At 59.8% G+C, this 22,524-nt stretch carries 27 protein-coding genes; 16 read left to right on the top strand and 11 right to left on the bottom strand.

Annotation, left to right across the window (positions count from 1 at the left end; genetic code table 11):
• Window positions 1-124 precede the first annotated feature (124 nt).
• Entirely contained in the window at window positions 125-1,324 is a 1,200-nt protein-coding gene (locus UB90_RS10285) for a sialidase family protein (RefSeq protein ID WP_227513137.1), read from the top strand.
• Between the two features lie 43 nt (window positions 1,325-1,367).
• Here the strand turns inward: UB90_RS10285 and UB90_RS10290 are convergent, their stop codons facing one another.
• From UB90_RS10290 to UB90_RS10315, 6 genes are all read right to left on the bottom strand, one after another.
• Entirely contained in the window at window positions 1,368-1,970 is a 603-nt protein-coding gene (locus UB90_RS10290; RefSeq protein ID WP_227512168.1) for a hypothetical protein, read from the bottom strand.
• Window positions 1,971-2,292: 322 nt separating this feature from the next.
• Entirely contained in the window at window positions 2,293-3,744 is a 1,452-nt protein-coding gene (merA, locus tag UB90_RS10295) for a mercury(II) reductase (protein WP_050672454.1), read from the bottom strand.
• Between the two features lie 58 nt (window positions 3,745-3,802).
• Entirely contained in the window at window positions 3,803-5,152 is a 1,350-nt protein-coding gene (locus UB90_RS10300) for a dihydrolipoyl dehydrogenase family protein (protein WP_050672455.1), read from the bottom strand.
• Entirely contained in the window at window positions 5,136-5,576 is a 441-nt protein-coding gene (gene merF, locus UB90_RS10305; protein WP_081285561.1) for a mercury resistance system transport protein MerF, read from the bottom strand. The genes UB90_RS10300 and merF overlap by 17 nt, the downstream gene beginning before the upstream one ends.
• Before the next feature lie 37 nt (window positions 5,577-5,613).
• A complete protein-coding gene (locus UB90_RS10310) occupies window positions 5,614-5,919 on the bottom strand; it encodes a heavy-metal-associated domain-containing protein (protein ID WP_048535538.1) in 306 nt (101 codons plus the stop codon).
• 12 nt (window positions 5,920-5,931) lie between these two features.
• Window positions 5,932-6,339, bottom strand: coding sequence for a mercuric transporter MerT family protein (locus tag UB90_RS10315; RefSeq protein WP_009824452.1), 408 nt, complete (start codon window positions 6,337-6,339; stop codon window positions 5,932-5,934).
• Window positions 6,340-6,435: 96 nt separating this feature from the next.
• Between UB90_RS10315 and UB90_RS10320 the strand changes: the two genes are divergently transcribed.
• A complete protein-coding gene (locus UB90_RS10320; protein ID WP_037953553.1) occupies window positions 6,436-6,837 on the top strand; it encodes a MerR family transcriptional regulator in 402 nt (133 codons plus the stop codon).
• Between the two features lie 69 nt (window positions 6,838-6,906).
• On the opposite strand, the gene UB90_RS23240 is transcribed toward UB90_RS10320, so the two are convergent.
• The 3 genes from UB90_RS23240 to UB90_RS10330 form a co-directional block, all read right to left on the bottom strand.
• Window positions 6,907-7,038 carry a hypothetical protein gene (locus UB90_RS23240; protein ID WP_264753311.1) on the bottom strand — a complete coding sequence of 44 codons (132 nt, stop codon included), beginning with the start codon at window positions 7,036-7,038 and terminating at the stop codon, window positions 6,907-6,909.
• A gap of 81 nt (window positions 7,039-7,119) precedes the next feature.
• On the bottom strand, window positions 7,120-7,899 hold the full coding sequence (locus UB90_RS10325) for an arsenic resistance protein (RefSeq protein ID WP_235859291.1): 780 nt from the start codon (window positions 7,897-7,899) through the stop codon (window positions 7,120-7,122).
• Window positions 7,900-8,196: 297 nt separating this feature from the next.
• Window positions 8,197-9,264, bottom strand: coding sequence for a hypothetical protein (locus UB90_RS10330; protein ID WP_065331941.1), 1,068 nt, complete (start codon window positions 9,262-9,264; stop codon window positions 8,197-8,199).
• 226 nt (window positions 9,265-9,490) lie between these two features.
• Between UB90_RS10330 and UB90_RS10335 the strand changes: the two genes are divergently transcribed.
• The 4 genes from UB90_RS10335 (at window position 9,491) to repC (ending at window position 14,202) form a co-directional block, all read left to right on the top strand.
• Window positions 9,491-10,399 (top strand): recombinase family protein, encoded by a 909-nt coding sequence (locus tag UB90_RS10335; protein ID WP_065331700.1) that lies wholly within the window; start codon window positions 9,491-9,493, stop codon window positions 10,397-10,399.
• Window positions 10,400-10,741: 342 nt separating this feature from the next.
• Window positions 10,742-11,941 (top strand): plasmid partitioning protein RepA, encoded by a 1,200-nt coding sequence (repA, locus tag UB90_RS10340; protein WP_065331699.1) that lies wholly within the window; start codon window positions 10,742-10,744, stop codon window positions 11,939-11,941.
• On the top strand, window positions 11,941-12,909 hold the full coding sequence (repB, locus tag UB90_RS10345) for a plasmid partitioning protein RepB (protein WP_228711381.1): 969 nt from the start codon (window positions 11,941-11,943) through the stop codon (window positions 12,907-12,909). Before repA ends, repB begins: the two co-directional genes overlap by 1 nt.
• 237 nt (window positions 12,910-13,146) lie before the next feature.
• Window positions 13,147-14,202, top strand: coding sequence for a plasmid replication protein RepC (repC, locus tag UB90_RS10350; RefSeq protein ID WP_065331697.1), 1,056 nt, complete (start codon window positions 13,147-13,149; stop codon window positions 14,200-14,202).
• A gap of 174 nt (window positions 14,203-14,376) precedes the next feature.
• Here repC and UB90_RS10355 read toward each other — a convergent pair whose 3' ends face one another.
• Together UB90_RS10355 and UB90_RS10360 are read right to left on the bottom strand one after the other, a co-directional pair.
• Window positions 14,377-14,889, bottom strand: a complete 513-nt coding sequence (locus tag UB90_RS10355) for an RES family NAD+ phosphorylase (protein WP_065331696.1) — start codon at window positions 14,887-14,889, stop codon at window positions 14,377-14,379.
• Window positions 14,889-15,239, bottom strand: coding sequence for an MbcA/ParS/Xre antitoxin family protein (locus UB90_RS10360; RefSeq protein ID WP_065331695.1), 351 nt, complete (start codon window positions 15,237-15,239; stop codon window positions 14,889-14,891). Before UB90_RS10360 ends, UB90_RS10355 begins: the two co-directional genes overlap by 1 nt.
• 459 nt (window positions 15,240-15,698) lie before the next feature.
• On the opposite strand from UB90_RS10360, the gene UB90_RS10365 reads away from it, so the two are divergent.
• The 10 genes from UB90_RS10365 (at window position 15,699) to UB90_RS10405 (ending at window position 22,434) form a co-directional block, all read left to right on the top strand.
• Window positions 15,699-16,169 carry a hypothetical protein gene (locus tag UB90_RS10365; RefSeq protein ID WP_065331694.1) on the top strand — a complete coding sequence of 157 codons (471 nt, stop codon included), beginning with the start codon at window positions 15,699-15,701 and terminating at the stop codon, window positions 16,167-16,169.
• Window positions 16,170-16,209: 40 nt separating this feature from the next.
• Window positions 16,210-17,148 carry an ArdC family protein gene (locus tag UB90_RS10370; protein ID WP_065331693.1) on the top strand — a complete coding sequence of 313 codons (939 nt, stop codon included), beginning with the start codon at window positions 16,210-16,212 and terminating at the stop codon, window positions 17,146-17,148.
• 69 nt (window positions 17,149-17,217) lie between these two features.
• Window positions 17,218-17,607: a DUF3768 domain-containing protein gene (locus UB90_RS10375; protein WP_065331692.1), complete on the top strand. Its 390-nt coding sequence runs from the start codon at window positions 17,218-17,220 to the stop codon at window positions 17,605-17,607.
• A 154-nt stretch (window positions 17,608-17,761) separates the two neighbouring features.
• On the top strand, window positions 17,762-19,744 hold the full coding sequence (locus UB90_RS10380) for a ParB/RepB/Spo0J family partition protein (protein WP_065331703.1): 1,983 nt from the start codon (window positions 17,762-17,764) through the stop codon (window positions 19,742-19,744).
• Window positions 19,745-19,820: 76 nt separating this feature from the next.
• Window positions 19,821-20,414 (top strand): hypothetical protein, encoded by a 594-nt coding sequence (locus UB90_RS10385; RefSeq protein WP_025042408.1) that lies wholly within the window; start codon window positions 19,821-19,823, stop codon window positions 20,412-20,414.
• Window positions 20,414-21,067, top strand: coding sequence for a DUF6927 domain-containing protein (locus UB90_RS10390; RefSeq protein WP_024099305.1), 654 nt, complete (start codon window positions 20,414-20,416; stop codon window positions 21,065-21,067). Before UB90_RS10385 ends, UB90_RS10390 begins: the two co-directional genes overlap by 1 nt.
• A 124-nt stretch (window positions 21,068-21,191) precedes the next feature.
• Window positions 21,192-21,518 (top strand): type II toxin-antitoxin system PrlF family antitoxin, encoded by a 327-nt coding sequence (locus UB90_RS10395; protein ID WP_005668772.1) that lies wholly within the window; start codon window positions 21,192-21,194, stop codon window positions 21,516-21,518.
• Complete coding sequence (locus UB90_RS10400) at window positions 21,515-22,033, top strand: type II toxin-antitoxin system YhaV family toxin (RefSeq protein ID WP_065331691.1); 519 nt, start codon at window positions 21,515-21,517, stop codon at window positions 22,031-22,033. Before UB90_RS10395 ends, UB90_RS10400 begins: the two co-directional genes overlap by 4 nt.
• Before the next feature lie 94 nt (window positions 22,034-22,127).
• On the top strand, window positions 22,128-22,292 hold the full coding sequence (locus UB90_RS22925; RefSeq protein WP_165610558.1) for a hypothetical protein: 165 nt from the start codon (window positions 22,128-22,130) through the stop codon (window positions 22,290-22,292).
• Complete coding sequence (locus UB90_RS10405) at window positions 22,282-22,434, top strand: antitoxin PaaA2 family protein (protein ID WP_009820264.1); 153 nt, start codon at window positions 22,282-22,284, stop codon at window positions 22,432-22,434. The genes UB90_RS22925 and UB90_RS10405 overlap by 11 nt, the downstream gene beginning before the upstream one ends.
• Window positions 22,435-22,524 lie beyond the last annotated feature (90 nt).

Here is a 22,524-nt window from a genome sequence, read left to right on the forward strand (position 1 = left end):
AAGTTTACATGGCACTCGCCAAAATTTGCCTATGCTCAGGTTGTGAATGACGCTGGTCTGATAATCGGAAAGGTGCGCAATGCCATCAAAAATCCATTCTGGCGTGATTGTGGCCCATCTGTTCATGGGCATGACGGCGGGCATGGTCCTTGCCGAGCCATTGGAGTTCGCCGACCTAGACCCACCGGTCGGGAACAATGCGCAGGAACCCACCCTGTTCGCACTGCAGGATGATCGGGTCCTGCTGGGTTGGACCGAACCACACCCTGCCGGGTTTGCGGTAAAATTGTCGGTCCTTGAAGACGCAGAATGGAGCGCGGCCCGCACTGTTACCGTGTCCGACGAACTCTTCGTGAACTGGGCCGATTTTCCGTCCGTTGTTGCGCTTGATGACGGTACCTTTGCGGCTCACTGGCTGTGGGAAAATTCCAAAAACGACTATGCCTATGACGTCAAGATCTCTCTTTCGCCGGATGAGGGCCTGACATGGAGCGCACCGATAACGCCACATGATGATCGGTCGGTTAGCCAACACGGTTTTGTCACGCTCCAGCCGCTCGAAGACGGTTCCTTGATGTCTGTCTGGCTTGACGGACGCGCATATGACAAGCCGCTTTTCACCAGCGCAGCCAGCAACTACCCGGATGCAATGCAGTTGCGCGCAACCCGGATCACGCCCGAAGGTACGCGAACCGATGATGTTCTTGTCGATGCGCAGACCTGTTCATGCTGCCAGACGTCCGCCGCATCGCTGGACGATGGCACCGTCCTTGTCGCATACCGCGACAGAACAGATGCGGAAATCAGGGATATATCTGTCGTAAGACACCAAGGCGGCATGTGGTCAGAACCAACAAACGTCCACAATGACGGCTGGGAAATCTCCGGCTGCCCGGTCAATGGCCCCGCCATCGCGACCGCCGGTCAAACAGCCGCCGTGGCCTGGTTCACGGCTGCAAATGACAAGCCGGAAGTCAAGGTTGCGTTCTCTTCCGATGGTGGCAGAAATTTTGGCGATCCGGCGAAAGTCAGCCTCGGGATTCCCGCCGGTCGGGTCGATATTCTCATGCTGGACCCTCAGACTGCGTTCGTGACGTGGGTCGAATGGGCAAATGAGAGCGAGGTGATCCTTGCTTGCCAGATCACAACCGGTCAGCAGTGTAAGGACCTGCAACTGATTGCGCGAAACAACGGCGCAGGTTCGGTCAACTTCCCGCGCACGGCGCGAACGAATGAAGGGGTTTACCTGTCGTGGACACAGCCCAGCAACTCGGATGATCCGGAACCGAGTTCGACTATACGCACGGTTTTCGCTTCCTATTGAAGGTTTCCGGACGAAAGCTGATGGTTCTTTCGCTTGGCTCACATCAGGAGTGGGTCCAACGATCACCGTCAACAAGAATTGCATTTCCTGCAATAGAGCTACCGGCAAATGACGGTGATTTCTCATCCATAGTGACTGGTCTCTGGCCCGGAAATTGTAGCGTGCCACGCTTTTTCATGATCCCGGTCCCGAGCATATGACCCACCAGCGCTACCCAGGCAATGCCGGTGAAATTCAGAAAGAAGGGAAGATCTGCGACAGAAGTAGTGCCCCCGATGGCCAACACCCACAGGCCGAACCCATAAATCGCCGAGGGCAAAAACCAGTTCGTCTGCCCCGCGATACGGTGCCAAATTGGTCTAAAGACGAACAACCAACCGACGGGATAGCCAATCAGGCCAACAAGATAAAAATGTACGAAATATCCTGCGAAATCACCGTTCGGCAGACCAAGGCTGCCGAGTAAGCTCCTCGCTAGCCCGTGCGGTGACAACCGCGAAAAGCCCAAGCCCGGGCTGATGATCTGACCCAACAGATCGAACGCGACGGTCGCAAAGAAACCTGCGACGAACATTAACCCTAAAGTTCGGGCGTTGAATGCGGGTAGTGAACCTGTTGTGCGAGAATCAGTATCAACTGTATTCATGGCGATTCTTTCTTTGTATTGCGGGCGATCAAATAGACAGGGCTAATGTAATGACCAATTGTTGACCCAGCGACGTTCTCGGCAACTCCCGATCACTTTCCATCTTGATGAGATCGGTCTGTTTATGAACCCCGCCACAATAACCAACCTAATGACAGAACGTGGGATGTGCACTGCTGGCTCTAATATGTGATTATCCGTTACCGCCGTCAGCCTCCATGCCGAGAGAATGCTGACCGCCACAAGCACTTTGTGGCTTTGTACGCGCTGGTTCACAATGAGCGCTGCTTATGAGTCGGTGTCGCCGGAATTTCTCGTCTTTTCACCCCGCGCAGCAGCTGAGTTTGGCTACATCCTTGTCGAAGGTTTGTGCGGCGAGTTTCAGCCCTTCGACCGTGGTCAAATAAGGAAAGATCGTCTCTCCGAGCGCCCGTGCGGTCATGCCGAATATCAGCGCCATTGCCAGTGTCTGAATCGTGTCCGACCCCTCCGGTGCTGCGATCTGACCGCCCAGCAGGCGGTCGGTCTTCGCGTCGGCCACCAGCTTAATCACGCCGCGGGTATCGCGTGCAGCGACGGCGCGGGGCACGTTGTCGAGCGTGATCACACTGGTTTTGACCTTGTGCCCCGCCGCCTTGGCCTCAACCTCCGAAAGGCCGACGCCGGCCACTTGCGGGTCGGTAAACACGACCCACGGCATCGCCGCGTTGTCATAGCGCATCTGCTCCAATCCAAGGGCATTGTTGATCGCCACCTTGGCACCATAGGCCGCCATGTAGACGAACTGGTCACGGTCAGTGACATCGCCCGCGGCCCAGACGCCGGCACGCGTGGTCGCCATGTCCTGACCGACCTTGATAGAGCCGCGTGCGTCGGTCTCGATGCCAAGCTCTTCCAATCCAAGGTTCTCGGAATTGGCGATCCGGCCGGTGGTCACAACCAGCCGTTCGGCGGTCAGATCCTCGGTCTTGCCACCCCGTTCGACAATCAGATTGACGCCGCCCGCAGCTTTCGCGACCGAGACGTAAGCAAGACCGGTCTCGACCGCGATGTCTTCGGCCTTCAGCGCTTGCGTCAGCGCCTGGGCCACCTCCGGTTCGGCGCCCGGCAGGAGGCGCGAGCGGGTCACTAGCGTGACCTTCACCCCCAGCCTTGAAGCCATTTGCGCCAGCTCGCAGCCGATATAGCCGCCGCCCAGCACCAAGATGCTTTCGGGCCGGTCAGGCAAAGTCAATAGATCGGTGGAATCGAGGGGCTCCACTGTGTCGATCCCCTCGATCGCTGGCAGGTGGGGGCGCGAGCCGGTGGCGATCAGGACGCGCGGGGCGGATATCACCCGTCCTCCAACAGCGACGCCACCCTCGACCAATCGCGCCGGGCCATCCTCGATATAGGTAACGCTTTTATAGGCGGGCAGCAGGTCTATATATTTCTTGTGCCGCATCTCCTCGACCAGATCGGTGGTGCCTTGCACTACGGCACCCCAATCCACCGCATGATCACAGGGCTCGACGCCCGGGAACCGGGCGGCCGACGCGCCGCCATGCACCGCCTCTGCGGCGCGGATCATCGCCTTGGACGGCACGCAGCCGACATTCACACAGGTGCCGCCGGTGGTGCCGTGCCCGATAAGCGCCACGCGCTTTCCGGCATCGGCTGCCGTGATCGAGGCAGAAAACCCGGCCGAGCCGGCACCAACGACAATGAGATCGTAGTTGTCATCGCGGGTTTCACTGGCAGTGCAGCAATCGTCTTTCGTTACAGTTTGGTCCATTGGTTCTTCCTTAGCTTGCGATCGGTATCGCGACACGGCCCCGATCAATAATTTTGAATCACACCATCGAACCGATGTCGGAGGCATAGCTCGGATAGGCGAAAATCATGGCCTTGATCTGGTTGGCGGTCTGCCCGGCACCCATGGCCATGGCGAAAAGATTGATCTGCTCCTCGGAGCCCGGCCCGATCAGATGCGCGCCGAGGATCTGTCCGCTGCCCTCTTCGACAAGAACCTTGAATCCGGTATGTTTCGCGCCGACGCGCAGCGACGAATACCAGTCCCCTGTCTTTTCGAAATGGGTGTCGAACTTCAGCCCCTGTTCCCTGGCCACCGCTTCCGACAAGCCCACGGTGGCCACCATCGGGAGGGTGAAGACTACCGACGGGATCGGCGGATAATCCACGGTACGCTCGTCTTCTCCAGCCAGCAGGTTCTTGCCTGCCACACGCCCTTCGAAGGCGGACACCGGGGTCAGCTTGGGCCCACTGGCAGCGCAGTCGCCCGCGGCGAAGATCGCCGGATTGGTGGTGCGCATCGCGTCGCTCACCTTGATGCCACGGCGTGAGTATTCGACGCCGGCGGCCTCAAGGTTAAGGCGATCGATATTGGGCACCCGGCCCGTGCCATGCACCACCAGATCGCAAGTGATCGTTTCGGTGCCGTCGGGAGTTTCCACCGTGACGGTGAATTCGTCGCCCTGCTTTTCGATCTTCGCCACCTTCGCCTTGGTGCGGAGATCGACGCCGAGCTCTTCGGTTGCCTCAACCAGCATTGCGACCAAGTCGGGATCGAAAGGACCCAAGGGGCGGTCCATCATCTCCAGCACTGTCACTTCGCGCGCGCCCGCCCGCTTGACAATATGGGCGAATTCCATGGCGATGAAGCCGCCGCCGACAAAGGCGATGCGGTTCGGTCGCTCAGGCAGTTCCAGGAATTCGGTGCTGGTGGTCAGATGCTCTTCGCCCGGGATGTTCAGCGTCATCGGCCGCGCGCCGGTGGCGATATGAAAATGCTTCGCGGTCAGGGTCTCGCCGTTCAACTCGATCGTATTGGGGCCGGTGAACCGTGCCAGCCCATGCAAGACGTCGATCCCCGCTTTTTCCAACCCGGCTTCGATGCGCGGTGGCATAGCTTCGGTGAAGCTGCGCTTGAAGGCGATCATGTCGGGCCAGTTGACCGAAGGTTGCGCCTCCAGCCCCTTGCCTTCCATGTTTTCGGCCCATTCGACACCCTCGGTGACCGCGACCAGCATTTTCTTGGGGTCGCAGCCGCGCAGGGCGCAGGTGCCGCCATGGGGTTCGCTGTCGATGCTGGCGACGCTCCAGCCTGCATCCGCGGCCATCCGGGCGACGCCATTTCCAGCGGTGCCGCCGCCGATCACGATGAGGTCATAGGTCTTGGTCATACCTGTTCCTTTCCTTGTGCCAGTTTCTCTTGATCCGGCTCACTGCTGAACTGCCTGATTTTCTGAGCCAGAGCGCATATCCCGCCACCGCCAAAGCGGCGGCAACCGAGATCCGCAGAGCAAAGCGGAACTCCAGCCAGAACAGCAGAGCCGAAAGAACAACCGCCAAGCCGATGAGAAGGGCTTTCGGACTGTGCCCTGGTCTGCCGGCTTGCTGCCACAGGGCATATGCAACCGCACTCAGCGAGGCGAAGAGCATCGGGAAAAGCGCGTAGTCGAGCCAACCAACAACGGCAGAAAGTCCGACCCCGGCGACGATCAGCACCAGGAACGGCGTGAAGCAACAGATCGCCGCAAATACGCTGCCGATGAGGCCGCGCCGCAAAAGGGTCGTGGGTTCATTGTTATTGTTCATGTCTGTCATGCTGTCTCCAGCTCCGAGTGCGGGTCGGTGAATGCGATCAGAAATCGCCGGACTCGACGATGTCCGCCGAATAGCCGGTGGCGCGGATTGCTTCGACGATCATGTCCTGATCGGCGGCCTCGTCATCAAAGGCGACGATGTAGGTGCCGGTGCCGAATTCCTCTCCTTCCATGAAGTCGATGATCTCGACCGAGGGAACGCCCCGCATGGCCGCCGCCACCGTGTAGGAGCAGGTCGGGCATGTCAGTTCGCCTACCCCGATATTGATGCGCTGTTCGGCGGCGCTGGCGGGGGAAGCTGCGAGAGTGCCAACGACCGCAAGGGCAAGATGGAGTGACTTCATGGGTTCGGCCTTTCAGTAGGACAGAAGGTATGGGGTGAGATAGGGAAAGATCATCGCGACGGTGACGATGGCGGTGGCAATCCAAAGAATGGATCGCATGAGTTTCCGGTTCATGGGGCGCGCGCAGGTGCCATCCGCGCAGGCCTCAGTCGGGATCGGACGGTAGGCCTTGTAGAATCCATAGCCGATGCAGGCGGCACTCAGCGCGAAGGTGATCCATTTGTACTGGTAGAGAACGCCCAGCTGCGCAATGAAAACGCCGGTAACGCCGAAGCTGACCAGCACCAGCGGCAGGATGCAGCATGAGGTCATCGCCAGCGCGCCAAGCGCGCCGAGCCAGGTTGTCGTCCATGCCTTTTTGTCGGCAGCCCCTGTTTCGTCCATTGCCGTCTGCCGGTCGGCGGATGTGGTTTCAGTCATGGTTCGAATCATCCTTGCCTCAGTGATGATCTCAATCTAGGGTCTGTAGCAGGTACAGGCTCAAGAGGGTCAAACGTGAAAAATCGTCACAGATCGGTGAAGGTCCTCAGGCGCGGAGATCTGGCCAGGCTGACCGGCTGCAATCTCGAGACCATTCGCTACTACGAGAACATCGGCGTTATGCCCGAGCCGCCGCGCTCCAGCAAAAACTATCGCGTCTACGATGATCGGCATGTCGCGCGCTTGTGCTTCATCATGCGCGCGCGCGAGCTTGGGTTCACGCTCGACGAAGTCCGCGATCTGCTCGCCTTGGTCGATGGCGGTGCCCAGACCTGCGGCGAGGTGCAGGGTCTGGCAAATTCGCATCTCGCCTCGGTCCGCGCCAAGATCGACGATCTCAAACGCATCGAACGCGTGCTGTCTTCCACCGTGGCGCAATGCACCGGTGACGATGTCCCTGAATGCCCTGTGATCGACGCGCTGACGGAGGTGACCTGAAGGGCCATAGTTGAGGACGCCCATGCATGTCAGCCAAGCGGACAATGGTGCCAGCGCCGTTGTTTGCGATCATTCGTTCCCCGCGGAGTCCTGCGTGGTCGCCGCATGTTCGGGGACCAGATAGCGCGGCACGATCCACAGATAGGCGACCATGCCGAAGAGCTCGACGAGCGACTGGAAGACGATGACCACGGCCGCCACGTTCCACTCCGGTCCAAGCACCAGCACCAGCGGAAGTACGACGAAGGAGTTGCGGGTTCAGAGCGAGAAGATGACCGTTCGTCACCCGCTAGTGGACAATCCGGCCGCCCGCCCGGTCGCCGCACCGAGAAGTGCTGCGGCGACGAGGTAGGCGACGTAGGCGCCCGCCACCTGCGCCAAAACCGGCAGCGCATCCCGTACCGCGTCGACTTGCGAGGCCGCGATCAGGAACACCACGACAGCCAGAAGCGGAACCGGCAGCCAGGCGAGGCGATTTACGATCGCGGCCCGCTCCGGGCGCGCCTCTGCCCAACGCTCCAGCAGGAAAACCGCTGTGAGCGGCAGCAGGACAAGCGCCGCAAAGACGGCGGCAATGCGGTCGGCGGCGAGAAGCTCAAAGAATGCCTCGCCGAGAAAAAGCCAAAGGAAGAGCGGCAGACTGGCGAACTGAACCGCGAGGAGGATCGGTGTCGCGGACGCGGCACGCACCGCATCGCCGCGACCGAGATGGGTGAATGTGATGAACCAGTCGGTGCAGGGCACCAGCAGCACGACAAGCACCCCGAGCCGAAGCGCAGGATCGTCAGGCAGGAACGCGATCAGCCCCCAGACCAGCAGCGGCACCAGGACGAAATTGCCGATCAACATGGTGCCGATGAAACGCCGGTCGCGCGTCGCGCGCGGCAGGTGCGCTAGCGGCATCTGAGCGAAGGTAGTGAAAAGCATAAGCCCCAACACCGGCCAAAGCAGCGCCTCGAACACCCCCGAGATACCGGGGGCGAGCGAGCCCAAGACCAGACCGGAAAGGATGGCAGCGAGGTAGATCCAGGCTTGATGGCGTTCGAGATTTTGCAGCTTCATGTCCTGCCCCTGCTCTTTCCGAAGGCGATTTTCAAGAAGACATCACTCGACATGCCATTGCGACAACGGCTCGTTCGTCGCTTGGAGCGTTGTATGGTCTGTCCGGTTTATACCCGCAGACCGGTCACGACCCAGTCGACAATGCTCTCATGGTAGTTGGGGACGTGGCGATAGCCGAATTGTCTCAGCCGATCAGCCGAACTCTTTGACCTCGAGCATCTGCAAAACGGTGCTCCTCACCGTTTCAGCCGTGCTGCGGATAGACGCAACATCGGCGCGCACAGATCGCTTCGACAATCAGTTTGTGGCGCGCCACATTCGGAACCGTCCTTGCCCTGTTAGCTCGCGGACCAGATCCCGCGCTTCCATCCAGGCGAGGTTGCGCTGGACAGCGGCGCGGCTGGCTCCGGTCAGGGCCTCGGCCATAGGGGCAGAGACCAGGGGCCATTCGGTCAGCACTCCGCGCAGGGCTGGCGGCGTCTTGCCCGAGAGTGGGGTCATCTCGGCTTCCGCCAGCGCCGACCATGTCTCGATATCGTCGAGGTGCCGCATCGCGGTCAGGCAGGCCGTTTCCATTTTCTCGAGCCCGCGCGCCAAACGTTCAGCCGGGGGGCCGCCGGCGCGCAGCGCCCCCGCCCCACCCATGGCCAGGGGTGCGAATATTGCCCCCTCGCCCTCATGCGCGGCAATGCGCGACGCCGTGACCGCCGCTTCCATTCGGTTGCTCTGCTGTCCGAGGCCCGCGAGGCTCCAGAGGTGAAACCCCATGCAGGCACGCGTGATCGGGTGCAGGTCGGCGGCTTGCGCCATCAGGTCAAGCCACCCGCCCGCGCGATCCGCGAAGGGCTCGGCTTCATCCACCATGTTCTCGGGGTCACGGCGATCGAGGAAGGCGGACAGGTCCACGTCTGGGCCGGGACCGCCTGTAAGACGCCGCACCGCCCATCCGACACGCGCAAGCGCTGCGGTGTCGTCCTGCACGCCGGACAAGCGCATGGATATCCAGAGCGCCAGCCGATCCGGGCCAATTCGGTCGCCTGCAAACCAGCTGAGGTCTGCCGCCTCGATCAACGCAAGCCTGTGCCGCCAGCCTTCCGGGCCACGCTTCAGACGGTCGTCTAGCGCCCCGATCCGGCCGGCCACACGGGCAAGGCGGGCAGCATGGCCCGCCTCGGCACGTCGCCAATCGTCAAGAACAGCGGTCTCACGCACTTCGGCCCTAGGTCCGGGCGCCAGATAATGCGGCTCCTCTTCCATCGGACCGGGCAGGAACCACAGGTCGTCCTCAGAAGTCTCTTCAAGCTCCTCCGCATCCTCAAGAGGATCATCAAAAATATTATACTTTATACATGCTTGAGGCTCCATATGTGCAAAATATGGCATTTTTGCATTTTACCCAAGGGTTTTGTCAGGGTGCGCCTGCACACTTCATATAGCACGTGCGCGCAATGGTCTGCGAGAGCTCGCTGATCGCGCTCAGCGTAAGGGAACCAAGGGCTTTGGACTGAACAGCCCCACAGAGCCGGCACTTGCATTCGCTTACAAACGGTCATTTAGTGGCGATACCTTAAATTGCAAACGGCTCGTTTTCATGCCCTTGATAGGCTATGCACGCGTATCCACAGAGGATCAGACCCCCCTGCCCCAGTCAGAGGCCCTTCAATCTGCGGGATGTTCCGAGATTTTCGAAGAGCACGCCTCAGGTGGAAATCGTGCGCGGCCTGTGCTTGCCCGCGTGCTGGAGCGAGTTGACAAAGGCGATACGCTGGTCGTCGTTCGGATCGACCGGCTTGCACGGTCCTTGTCGCATCTTCTCGAAGTGATTGAGCGTCTGGAGGCCAAGGGTGCCTTCTTTCGCTCCCTGCAGGACCCCATCGACACCTCATCCCCGCAGGGCAAATTCACGCTGCAAGTTCTGGGCGCTGCCGCCGAGTTTGAACGTGCCCTGATCCGAGAGCGTACCAAGGCCGGCCTTGCCTCGGCACGCGCCAAAGGGCGCGTAGGTGGCAACCCAGGGCTTCGCGCCAAGGACCCCGCCGCGCTTCGCAAGGTCCGGCTGGCGCGACAGGAAGGCTACATGGAGCGTCTGAACGAGACCGCGCAGGATTGGGTGCCCCATGTGCGCCGCTTGCGCCCCGATATGGCTTGGGAAGACGTCCTGCGGATTGTCAATGGCCCCCTGCCGCCAGATCGCCATTGGACCCAAAGCCGCCTGCTCCGCGCCGTGAAGGCGTATGTGCGCGACGGATATCTGCCCAATGAAGTGCTTGGCCGCGCCGGACGCCGCGAAACCAACGATCGCCTGCCCGCAATCGTCGCCGGCATCAAGGGCGCGGACCCAGACATCACTCTTCAGGCAATCTGCGACCGGCTTGAGTCTATGCGTGAGCGCACCCCTCGAGGTCGCACGAGCTGGCAGCCGTCGTCGGTCAAGATGCTGCTCGAACGAGCGGAGCGACTTGGACTAATTTCATCAGAATCGGCTCACTCCCGACTGTAATTAGCAGGGGCTCATCCAACAGAATCTATTGCTCCAGACACCGTCAGAAGGACAATTGTGCCATTGGTTGCATGGGTTTAGCTGAAACCATCCAAACAATTCGGATTGGTGGCTTGAAACGCGATCGTGTCGACTTAATGCAATAAAATCAAACGTTTGCGGCTATCCTGATGCGGCTGAACGTATTGGCGCTGTGGATAACTTTCACACTACATCTAGATTCTTCTTGCCGGACTCACCGGATCGTGGCATTCCCATCCTGACGGCAAAACGCGTCAGATACGCTGTACACCGTCAGAATGACCAAGAGCCTCAACAGAGGCCGAGAGTGGGCGGCAGGATATGGATGATCGTAACGTTGGATACGCGCAAGGCATAGGGTCTTCCGACATCGGAGCATTTGCCGACAATCTGGCTGAGTCTTTGGATCGCCAGATGAAGATCGCTTTCGAGCCCGAAGAACGAAAGTCCCTGCGCCGTTTCAGTTCTACCGAGGTCGCCAGCCTCCTGCGCGTGAGCACATCTAACCTGCGCAACCGGCACAAGGACGGCAGCTTCCCGGAAGTACATACAGACAACCGCGGACACCGGTTCTACACAGCCCAAGAGATTGATGAGTTGCGCGATATTCTGGGGCGCACTGGAAAGAACGCAGAAAACTACCGCCCTGGTCGACGTGAGGGCGATCGTCTCCAGGTGATATCTGTCGTCAATTTCAAAGGCGGATCGTCAAAAACGACAGCAACGATACATCTTGCACAACGGTATGCCTTGCGAGGCTACCGAGTATTGGTTTTGGATCTCGATCCGCAGGCAAGTCTGACCACCTTTTTCGGCTTTCGGCCCGAGCTCGAGTTCGCCGAAGGCGGCACAATCTATGATGCCCTGAGATATGAGGAACAAGTTCCACTCTCAGCCGTCATCCAAAAAACCTACTTCCACAAGCTCGATATGGTCCCAGCGGGCCTAATGCTATCGGAATACGAAACCGAGACGGCAAACGCCCTCGCCCGCCGGGTGCAGCCCATATTTGCGGAGCGTCTCGCCTTAGCGCTTGAGGAAGTAGAGGCGAATTACGACATCGTTCTGATCGACTGCCCACCTCAACTTGGTTTTTTGACCCTTACGGCGTTGGCAGCCTCGACGGGGCTTTTGGTAACCGTGGTACCTGGCATGCTCGACATCGCTTCCATGAGCCAGTTCCTGAAACTTGCTTCGGAAACGGTCAAGGCCGTGGAAGAAGCCATTGGCCGGCGCGTTACCTGGGACTTCGTAAAGTTCTTGATCACGAGATACGAACCGTCGGACGGGCCTCAGACGCAAATGGCAGGCTACCTGAGATCGATCTTGGCCGGACAGGTCATGACTGAACCAATGTTGAAATCTACGGCAATCTCGGACGCTGGTATGACCCAACAAACCGTCTACGAAGTTGATCCGAGCCAATTCATCAGAAAAACGATTGATCGCGCTCTGACCAGCGTGAACGGCGTTGGCGATGAGTTGGAACAGACAATCCAAATGGCATGGGGGCGTCGCTGATGGCCCGAAACATCTTCAATCAGCCACCAAAGGACGAGAAGGAGAGCGCGGCCCCCTCCCCTACCCCACCAAAGGCAGCAAAACTGCCAGGATCTGTTGGCGGATTGCGCGACTCTTTGCGCGAGATTACCGCGAATTCGATCCGTGACATCGAGCCCGACCAGATTGATATGGATGGCCTGCGCGATCGGTTGGTGCTGGAGGATTCCAGTATTGATGAGTTGGCCGAAAGCATTCGCAAGCATGGGCAACAAGTGCCAATTATGGTCCGTCCATCGGCCCAACCGGACAGATACCGCATCATCTACGGACGACGCAGGCTTGCAGCGATCCGCATGGTCGGCGGAACGGTCAAGGCGATCGTTCGAACCTTGGATGATGACGCATCTCTGATCGCACAGGGCCAAGAGAACAACCTCCGACTAGACCCGTCTTTCATTGAGAAATCTCTTTTTATCAAAGAGATGCAGGAATCAGGTTACAAGCCAAACGTCATTCAGGATGCTCTCGGCTTGACACGGCAGGGCGTGTCCAACCATCGCGTGGTCATAGAGCAACTGCCAGAAGGGCTTGTACAGCTGATAGGGCCGGCACATGGCATCGGACGACGGCAATGGGGTGACCTGGCCGCTTTCTCGAAAAAGATAGATCTGGTGAACACGGCCAAAGAGGTGATTGCCGCCCTGCCCGACGACACTCCAAGCGCGGAAAAGTTTCAGGCAGTCTACTCGGCTTGTTCGAACAAGGCACGTAGCGACAAGAAGCAAGCCAACGGCAGCCTAACGTCCGTCGTCAAAGATGCGGACGGTAGCTCTGTGGGAACGCTGACAATCGATCAGAAAACGATCGCCATCAAGATCGCCAAGAAGGACAACCCAGAATTCGGCCAATGGATCGAAGAGCGCGCGGAGGCAGCGCTTTTGAAGCTCTTCGAACAGTGGCGGAATGAGAGCGGCTCTGGGTCCTAACCCAAGCCACACAGAGTAACGCGAGCAGAGGAGAAAAGCGAAGACCAGAAGAAAAGAGCCCCCCAAAGTTTCCCCTGGAGAGCCCTCATCATTCGATTAGCACTCATGATGTAGCAACCTCCAGCAAACCGGTCAAGAGTCACCGATTCGGTGGACGGATTTTTATTGCCTTTTCCTGAGCGAAATCTCGGGAAGAGACTGGGAAGCTGTGGGCCGAACGGTCGTCGTGAACAAACCATGGCATTTACAAAACTATCGATCAGAACCGCTGGTGCTGATGCATCACGCGGCTCAATTTCTGCGGATGAAACCGACATCTGGACCATCTTCAGGGCACTGAGAGATGCACGTAGTGTATTCGGTCTGCGTCCTGGCCATATCCAAACACTTCAAGCCATGCTCAGTTTCTTGAAGCCCGGCCATGGCGAAACGGTTTTCGCGTCCAACGACTCGATTTGCCAGCGCGTCGGCGGAATCGACGAACGGACGCTCCGCAGACACATCAACCGCTTCGTCGAACTCGGGTTCATCAAACGCAATGACAGCTCGAACCGAAAGCGCTACCGCGTTCGCTCGTCCAGCGGGGAATGCATCAGCTATGGACTGTCTCTAACCCCCCTCCTCCAACGCGCGAGCGAGCTTATCGCCATCGCACATGAGATGGATAATAACCGGCGGGATCGGATATTTGTCCGCAAACAGATCCTTACAAAGCTCGCCCATTTGGAAGAGCATGATCCCAGCAACTCATTCATCAACCACGCACGGAGAGCTCTACGCAGGAAGCTGAGCCTGCCCGAATACCACGCGCTGCTCGCTGACACGGACAGAGAATGCCTGAGTTTGAATACACCAGATGACACACCAGAAACTGTGGAATTGCCCGCCAATGACGGACAAACTGTCCGGCACCAATCTAAGTCCGAAGAAGAAAAAAAAGATTTAGATAGCAACATAGGCAATGAAGCTCTGAAACCGGACTTGCTAACCTCAGTCTGCGATCAAGCGACATCGTTCTCCACAGAGAAACTTAGAGACTGGTTGGACATTGAGATACATGCTCGAACACTTGCACCCATGATGGGCATTCACCCAGAAACGTTCGAGAAAGCCAAGAATGCGGTAGGAGCTCAGAAAGCGTCATGCGCGATCTTCATCATGCTGCAACTTGGACAACGCATCAGGGACTTTGGAGCGTATTTTCACAGTATCACCTTGGGCCAACGTCAAGACCAGTTTGATCCAGTGGCTTTGATCAAGCGTCTGTCAAAAACTGCTATGCAAACCGCCTAGTGTCCACCGCGGTGGACGTCTGGCCGGCAACTAGTCCAATGACGCGCGGTCTCTCCACGTGCATCAAAGCGACCGAGCCAAATTACACTAGGGCGATACTGCACGGTCAATCCGTGTTCCTCCGACCCGCCGATGTCCACCGCGGTGGACAGATCAGGCACCAAGTCTCACAACTCACATGCGTGACAGCCGCTCTTCGTCATCCACCACTTCCAAAGAACCTATATTGTCAGTCCAGACCCACAGCACAATATTGAAGTCAGATGATGACGCGCCCTTTGCAAAACTCTGGATCAGAAGCCCCGCGAACCGATCTGCTATGAGGGCGCTTGCCAAATCCTGTGTCGGCACAGGTTGGCCATCGAGCATCTTCATGCGCCATGCAGGGTCGGCAAGCATTGACGCTGTCACACCATACCGATCGAGCCTGTCCTGATCGCGGGTATCGAAAATAGGCCCAAGGTCGGCCTTGTAGGACACCAGGATAGTGGGTTGCAGGCTGCCTACCTGGTTGGCTTCTCTAAGAGCGGTCGCGGGATCCAGCGAGGTGTAGAGGGCAGGGGTGCCCTTGGCATTAAAGCGCCCTCCATAGAGTTCAGCGCCTAGTCCGGACAGAGGTTCACGCGCATAGACCGGGTTCAGGGCGCGGTAGAGCGGCCCTGAGTAGCGTCCATCTTTCAGCGGCATCAGGCAAAGACGCCTGCATCGACCGCATCGATGTATTCCAGAACTTGCTGAGCTTTGCCTTCCTGAACCAGCTGCATGGCTGTTCGGCCATCAAAGCCGGGCAGGGGCTCTGACCGGTACCATGCATAGGCCATCAGTTCCGAGCCGAAGCGGGGTTCGACTTTGTTCAGCACCTCTACCAATTCGCGCAGGCGGCGCTGCGTCTTGTCCGAACCGATGCGGGCTCGCCTCTGCAACGCGTCTTTGCCCAAGCCGACGGTCAATGCGATCTCTTCTGCTGATGTGCGTAGCACCGCGGCGATCTTCCGCGGTTCGAATTGCCCAGCTTCAGCAAAGCTCGTGATGTGCATGATCTGTGCTCCTACAGTGATACTGACGGTATATAGCGGCAATATTGCTGAAATTCAAGTTTTCAGGAAGTGCTGTGCCTTCGTTTCCCATACTTATTCGTAACGCTCCATTACTCAGAACGTCGAAAACCCTGATTTTTGGGCTTGAGAAGTCGCCGTTGGCGCGTTCTTTTCCGATCGAGAACGTCAGATAAGTTATTGATAATATGACAAAGACTGCGGCAGTCGGACCGGAGTTGCCGATATGGCTTGCCGATCTTGGATCGGAACCGGCACTTACTGCATGCAGTCACTGGGGTCCGCGGTGGTGTCGAGCCATTGACAGTTACCTCAGACCAGTTGGCTGGTGGAAAGTGAAAGTGGACTTCGGGTTTTGTGACTGACGGATGAGGGCCTTTGGGGTGCCTCGGACGGGTCCGGGCCGGGTTCCGGTCTGCCGTTCCTGATAAGGGCATTCCCATGCAAATAGGTGTCTTGCGCGTCTTGCGCGCGACCGCTGCCTCCTGGTGGCGGCATAGAGAACTGCGCCGAACTGGCCAGACGGCGCTGGCACAGCAGCTCGAACGCCAGACCGTCCAGCGTGACCTCGGCTATCTCAGGCAGGCGGCGACAATGCCGGACGCGCATGTGATCTGCGGGGAGGGTGGCACTTTCCTGCATCTCGGCTGGACCAACGTTTCGACTCTCACGCCGATCGAGTGCTTTCCGTTGGCCGCCCTGGCAGTCGCACGAGGGACGCCCCTCATCGATATCCGGCCCATCACCGATGTCATCGCCTTCGCGAACCTGCCGCAGGTGAGGCGGGACGGATCGGTCAACCCTGAGCATTCGGGTGCCGGCAGGTCCGTTTCTCTGACCACCTACATCGACATGGTCGAAGAGCTCGGCGCGAGCATCACCAACGATCCACGGCCCTGTCGGTCAACCTAGTCGCCACTCCCTCTCATCAACACTCGAAAGGAGGCCAGCCATGGCCCGATCCCGCACGCCCAAATTCGATGCCTCCGAGGTCATCACCAACGAAATCATCCGCATCATCGAGCGCGGCGTCCTGCCCTGGCGCAAGCCCTGGACCATTGGCGGCAGCTCTCGTCCCCTGCGCGTGGGCGGAGAACCCTACCAGGGTGTGAACAACTTCCTGCTCACCATGCGAACGGTGATGGCGGGCCACAGCTCGCCCTTCTGGATGACGTTGCCGCAGGCCAATGCGTTGGACGCAAAGGTCCGCAAGGGCGAGAAATCCTCTGTCGTCGTCTATTACGGCCAAAGCCGGAAAGACGCGGGCGGCGAGGACGACCGCAGCGATGGCGATGATCGCTCCGAGGAAGCCCGCATCTTCCGCTTCCAGAAAGCCTACCGCGTGTTCAATGCCTGCCAGATCGATGGCCTGCCCGACAGTTTCTTCCCCGACCCGGAGCCCGCACCCGAGCATCCTCCGTCCGAGCCCATCCCGCACATGCAGGCGTTTTTCGACGCCATCGACATCACGACCGTCTTCACGGGGACGGAAGCCTACTATTTGCCACCTGTAGACAAGGTGTTCATGCCATCCATTTCCAGGTTCGAGAACCCGCGGAACTTCTACGGGGTCTGGGCGCATGAGCTCGCCCATGCCACCAAGGCGCGCCATCGGCTGAACCGCGACTACGGCCTCTCGCGCTTCGGCAACACGGCCTATGCCCGCGAAGAGATCGTCGCCGAGCTGACCTCGGTGTTCCTTGGTCAGACGCTCGGCTTTACGGCCCATACGCTCGAGATGAACGCGGCGTATCTCTACAATTGGCTGCGGGTTCTGCGCTCGGACAAGGGCGCCATCTTCAAACACGCCGCTGACGCGCAGCGCGCCTGCGACTACCTGATCGCACTGTCGGAGGCGGGCAGGGCATGGGAGGTCGACCAGGCCGCTTGAGGGGATGTGTGTCGGCAAAGGGAAAGCAGGCTTTGGGAAGGGTGTTTCAACTTCACAGAGGAATGCCCCATGACCAGTACCGCACAACCCCAGACAGACCGCCCGGACTCGAGTGTGATCGCAGCGCAGAACGACGCGTTTCGCAAGCTCGCTTGCCTCGGGGTGCCGCCCGCGCAGCCCATACAGGGCCGCATGCATGTCACCCGCTCGATTATGGAGGCTGGTGACGGCTTCATGGCCGAGGCGGTGAAGGCCACGGGCATGTTCGAGACCTTCGAGCCCGAGAACGATCCCGAAGGATGGCATGATTTCGGGGCGGTCGAGGTCCGCGGCGAGACCGTGTTCTGGAAACTGGATTTGTACGAAGCGGATTCCGACTTCCGCTATGGCGCCGAGGCCCCGGACAATCCCGCCACCACCATGCGCGTGCTGACCATCATGCTGGCGCGCGACTGGTAGGGGAGGGGACACCCCTCCTGACAGCCCAGGCGATGAAGGCCCGCTGACCCCTCAAAGGGAGAGTGGGCCTTTTGTTGTGGTGATCCCTGAAGACGGGGATTGGCCGCGCATCTGAATGCGCGGGCCGCTCCAAACCCACCGAAAAGGAAACGCCATGACCACAAGCTTCAAACCCGTCTCCGTCGCCATCGGCGATCTGGTCTCACATCCCGCCAATGTGCGCAGCAACTCGCCGGAAACCTATGATCCTGAGAACATCGCCCATCTGAAGGCAAGCATCGCCGTTCTGGGTCTCCTGCAGCCGCTCATGGTCCAGAAGCTCGACGGCAAATATGCTGTCCTCGCCGGTGGCCGTCGGCATGCCGCGCTGAAGGAGCTGGTCGCGGACAGGGCCGCGAAAGGCTTCACGGCGAAGGCCAAGATCGACTGCCGTCTTGTGCCAGAGGATTGCGATGTCACCACGGCCCTGTCGCTCGCTGAGAACATCACCCAGGCGCCGATGAATGCCATCGACGAGTTCGAGGCTTTCGCGCGGATGATGGAGGTCGACGACCAGACGCCCGAGACGATCGCAAAGACCTTCGGCACCACGGTGGCGGCCGTGAAAGGCCGGTTGCGCTATGGCCTAATCCACCCCGACATCCGCGCCGCGGCCCGGGCCAAGACGATCACGCTCGACACGATGAAGGCCTTTGCGGAGCATCCGAGCCAGGAGGTGCAGCGCGAAGTCTTCGAGGCGCTCACCAAGGAAGATAGCTACCTGCAGGCCTATACGGTCCGCCAGGCGCTCAAATCCCGCGGCGTGCAGGTCAGTGACGATATCGGGGCCTTCGTGCGCGCGGACTACGAGGCGCGGGGCGGCGCTGTCGCCGCTGACCTTCTGGAAGAGCATTCCGTGCTCGAAGACGCCGCGCTGGTCGAGACCATCCTGCTCGAGAAGCTCGGTGCCGCCGCCGAAGAGGCCCGCATAAAGCTGGGCTTTGCCTGGGCCGATGCCATGGTCCGCTATGATTACGCGACCATGGCCGACTACGGCCGCGTTTATCCCGGCCCGATCGAGCCTGATGAGGCTGCGCAAAAGCGCATCGATGAGATCACCGCCGAGCTTGAGAAACTGCAGCTCGAGATGGAGGATGAGGGGCTCGAGGACGGTGCCTACAACGCGCTTTACGAGCGCGTGGACGCCTTGGAAGAGGAAGCCCGCGACCTGCAGGAGGCCTACAGCGCCGAGGACCTCGCGCGGTCTGGGGTAATCGCGTCCTGGTCGGGCGGGCAGGTGACCCTCCATGTTGGCCTCGTCCGCCCGGAAGACACCGTCAAAAAGGAGGGCGCGCGCGGCTCCTCGGCTAGCCCGACCGGGGAGGAGGCCCCAGACGCCGGCGAAATCACCTATCCGGCCTCACTGGCTGAGGACCTCAAGACCGAGCGAGCCATGGCGCTTGGGGCCGCGATGGCGCTGCATCCGGAAGCTACGCTCGATCTGACGCTCTTCAAGCTGGTGAGCGACGTTCTGGCCAGCGGCATGAGTGTCACGCAGGCGATCAAGATCGATGCCCGCAAGGAATACCGCAGCCATGCCAAGATGGACGAGATCGACGCAACCTCGCGCGAGCAGGTGGCGGCGGCGCATGAGGCGCTGGACCTCTCCTGGCTCGATGACACCCGCGCGCCCGCCGATCAGTTCGCGGCGTTTCGCGCGCTGGAGGCAGGCGAAAAGGCCAAGCTCGTGGCCTATGCCACGGCCAGCACCACGCAGTCCTGCTTCGCGCGGGACCGCCAGCGCGACAGCCTGATGCATGCGTTCGAGATCGAGATCATGCCCGACATCCGCTCCCACTGGACGCCGAATGCGGCGCTCTTCAACCGCTTCAAGAAGGCTTGGCTCCTGAAGATCCTCGGCGAGGATCTGGGTCTCGCCCAGGAGGCGGTGACGCTGGCCTCGTCGAGCAAGAAGGAGATCGTCGCCTTTTGTGACAAGCTCTTCGCCGAGCCCTTCGCCACGCTCACGGACGCGCAGCGCGCTGCCGTGGCCGCCTGGTGCCCGCCCATGATGCAGACAGCCGGTGTCGCCTGTGATGAGGCGGAGCCCGCGGCGGAAACCCCGGAGCCTGACGGCGACATCGCGCAAGCGGCCTGAGTCCTCACGCGACCCGCGCGTGGACCATGCCGCCCGCGCGGGTCGACCCTTCCAAACCGAACAGAAAGACATCCCCATGGCTATTCTCAAGTTCTCTGCCTCCGCTGTTGCGGCGCAAATCGCACATGCGCGTGCCTGCAAGACCTTCCTGCCCAACTGGAACGGGCCCGTGGACAGGCCGGCCCTGATCCTCATCGTCGGCAATGGTGTGCATCTGCGCTCAAACGGCATCGATGGCACGACCACCCGTATCGTTACCACCGAGCAGGCCGATCCCTCCTTCGCCTTCGCCGACGGCATGAACCCGTTTCGGGACACCGACTGGATGGCGCAGCGCCGCATGGCGTTTCGCGATCTGACCGGCCAGTTTTACACCGACATCCTGGATGACGTGCAGGTGCTCATCGACCGGGGGCGAGGGGCCATCCGGCTCGCCACCGATGGCCACAGCATCCGCGTCTTCGTGCGCCGGGCCTCGGACTATCTCATCGGCGGGACCTACGAAGTGCCCTCGGGCCTCGGTGGCACCTTCAGGGTCATCCTCAAGGATGCCTGCGACACCTTTGCGATCGTGCAGAACTGTGGCAATTGCGAGGATTTCGACGCCATGCAGCCCTACCGCGTGCCGCTCGATGCGCTGATGGAAATCGATGACCGGAGGGCGGCGTGATGGGTTGGCTCTTCTACACCGACGGCCGCGTCCAGACCTACGCGGATGAGAAAGCGGAGATTGCTCGGCTGTGCACCTTCGAGGGCGAAAGGCGCAAGACGGAACTGGTCAAAGCCTGCAAGGTGGGTTCGACTTGGTACGCGGCGGCAAAGGTCACAAATATCGACGGCACCCCTGTCGAAGACACGACCTATGTCACCGATGCGGATGGCTCCATCACTTTCGCCGCCGTATTCCTTACCCGATATGATGACGGCTGCTGGGGCTACAAGGACATGGAGGAAAGCGCGGGACCGGTCGAATCCCGCGCGCCACTGAGCCTATTGGCCCTGCTGTCCGAGCTGAAAGACCCAGACAGCTATGCTCATGCCTGGCGCCAGCGCTGCCAGGACTGGGCTGCGATCCCGGACTACGAGGAAGGCGACAAGATCAAGCTCGCCACCCCTGTGACGCTCACCGATGGCAGTACCTGCCAGATTGTCACCGCGACCCACTACAGGCGTGGGCGGCAAAAGCGCCGCTGCTACCGCATCGAGGAAACTGGTGGGCTCGTACGCCTGTCGAAGGCCTCGCTTGCGGGCTCGGAGCTGCTCAGCTCCACGAAAGGTGCGGCTAGCCCGGTGCTGGCGGAGTTCCTGGCGGGGCGAAATTAGGTCCTGCGCCGGACGGTTCATCGACCTGCCCGGCGACAGCAGATGCTGCGGCTTGTCTTGACAAGGCAATGCAAATGCATTACCTATCGCGGGCAGCAAAGCCCCTTTTCTTCAGGAGACTGCCATGACAGCCCTCGCACAAGATGTCTCGAAGCTCACGGATCGGTATCAGACGACCGTGCCGGCGGGTGTGCGCAAACAGCTCAAGCTGGGCAAGGGCGACCAGATTCGTTACTGCACCGAGCCGAGTGGCAGGGTCTATATCGAGCCCGTGCGCAGCGACGAGGAAGATCCCGTGCTCGGAGCCTTTCTCGATTTTGTCGAGGCCGATATCAAGGCGCATCCGGACCGCATTCGGGCTTTCGATGGGGCTTTGCATGACCGTCTTGCAGCACTGGTCGGAGACGTTGATGTCGATCTCGATGCGCCGCTATCGCTCGAGGATGAATGAGCGGCGATAGCGTGCCCGCCCAAGCGCCCCTTGTCGTGAATGGATGGTCGATTTATGCGCACCCACTCTTTCTGGACCAGCTCGAAGGGCTGGTCGAGGAGGTAGAGGCGCGTAAGGCTCGCGATCCCAAGACCTGGCACAAGAAAAACCCGACGAAACGGCTGGCCGCCATCTTCAAGCTGGTCACCGAGGCCATACCTGCAGATCCGGGTGCCGCCGCCTTCCGGCAAGGCGGCACACTCGGCGATCACCGCAAGCACTGGTTCCGGGCGAAATTCTTCCAGCAGTATCGGCTGTTCTACCGGTTCAACAGCGATGCGAAGGTCATCGTGGTGGCATGGGTGAACGACGACAAGACCCTGCGCGCCTATGGCAGCAAGACGGATGCCTATGCGACGTTCAAAGGGATGCTGGAAGATGGCAATCCACCTGACAATTTCGACGCGCTCTTGAAAGAAGCAGCGGCGGCGAACAAGCGGTTCGAGACGTCCCTTGAAGCGGCGCCCGATCGGTAAGTGGGCCAGCTTGCTGTGACCCTTTGGCATTATCGTTTACGACGCCCCGCTGGTAGATGTAGCATCGGCTGATAATACGGTCGGAGAAAGCACAATGATTGAGGCGGAAAAGGATAGGCAGCACCTCGGGCTAGAGGAGCAATGCGCGCCTGACCTGACGGGGCACCGTTTCCCAATTGCTGTGCACATTGCAGACATGCCCGATGACCTCGGCAAGCTGCTGGATATCGGGCTCGAGGAGCATTTCCGTGGCGGCTGATGTCAATTCGTATGACGCGTGGTTTCGCGCGAAGGTGCAGGCCGCGCTGGAGGAGGAATGCACGGGAACATCTCAAGTTCAGGTGATGCAGGCCGCACAGGCATTGATTGATGCGAAACGGGAGGTCGAACCCAAGTCCTGACCAAGCCTTGGAGGTCAGCGCAGTCTGACCCCCGTCACCCTGAAAAGCGAAAGTGGGCTTTTGTCCTTTGGAACTCAGACCCTGATCCAA

Source organism: Tritonibacter mobilis (assembly GCF_001681715.1).
GTDB lineage: Bacteria > Pseudomonadota > Alphaproteobacteria > Rhodobacterales > Rhodobacteraceae > Epibacterium > Epibacterium mobile.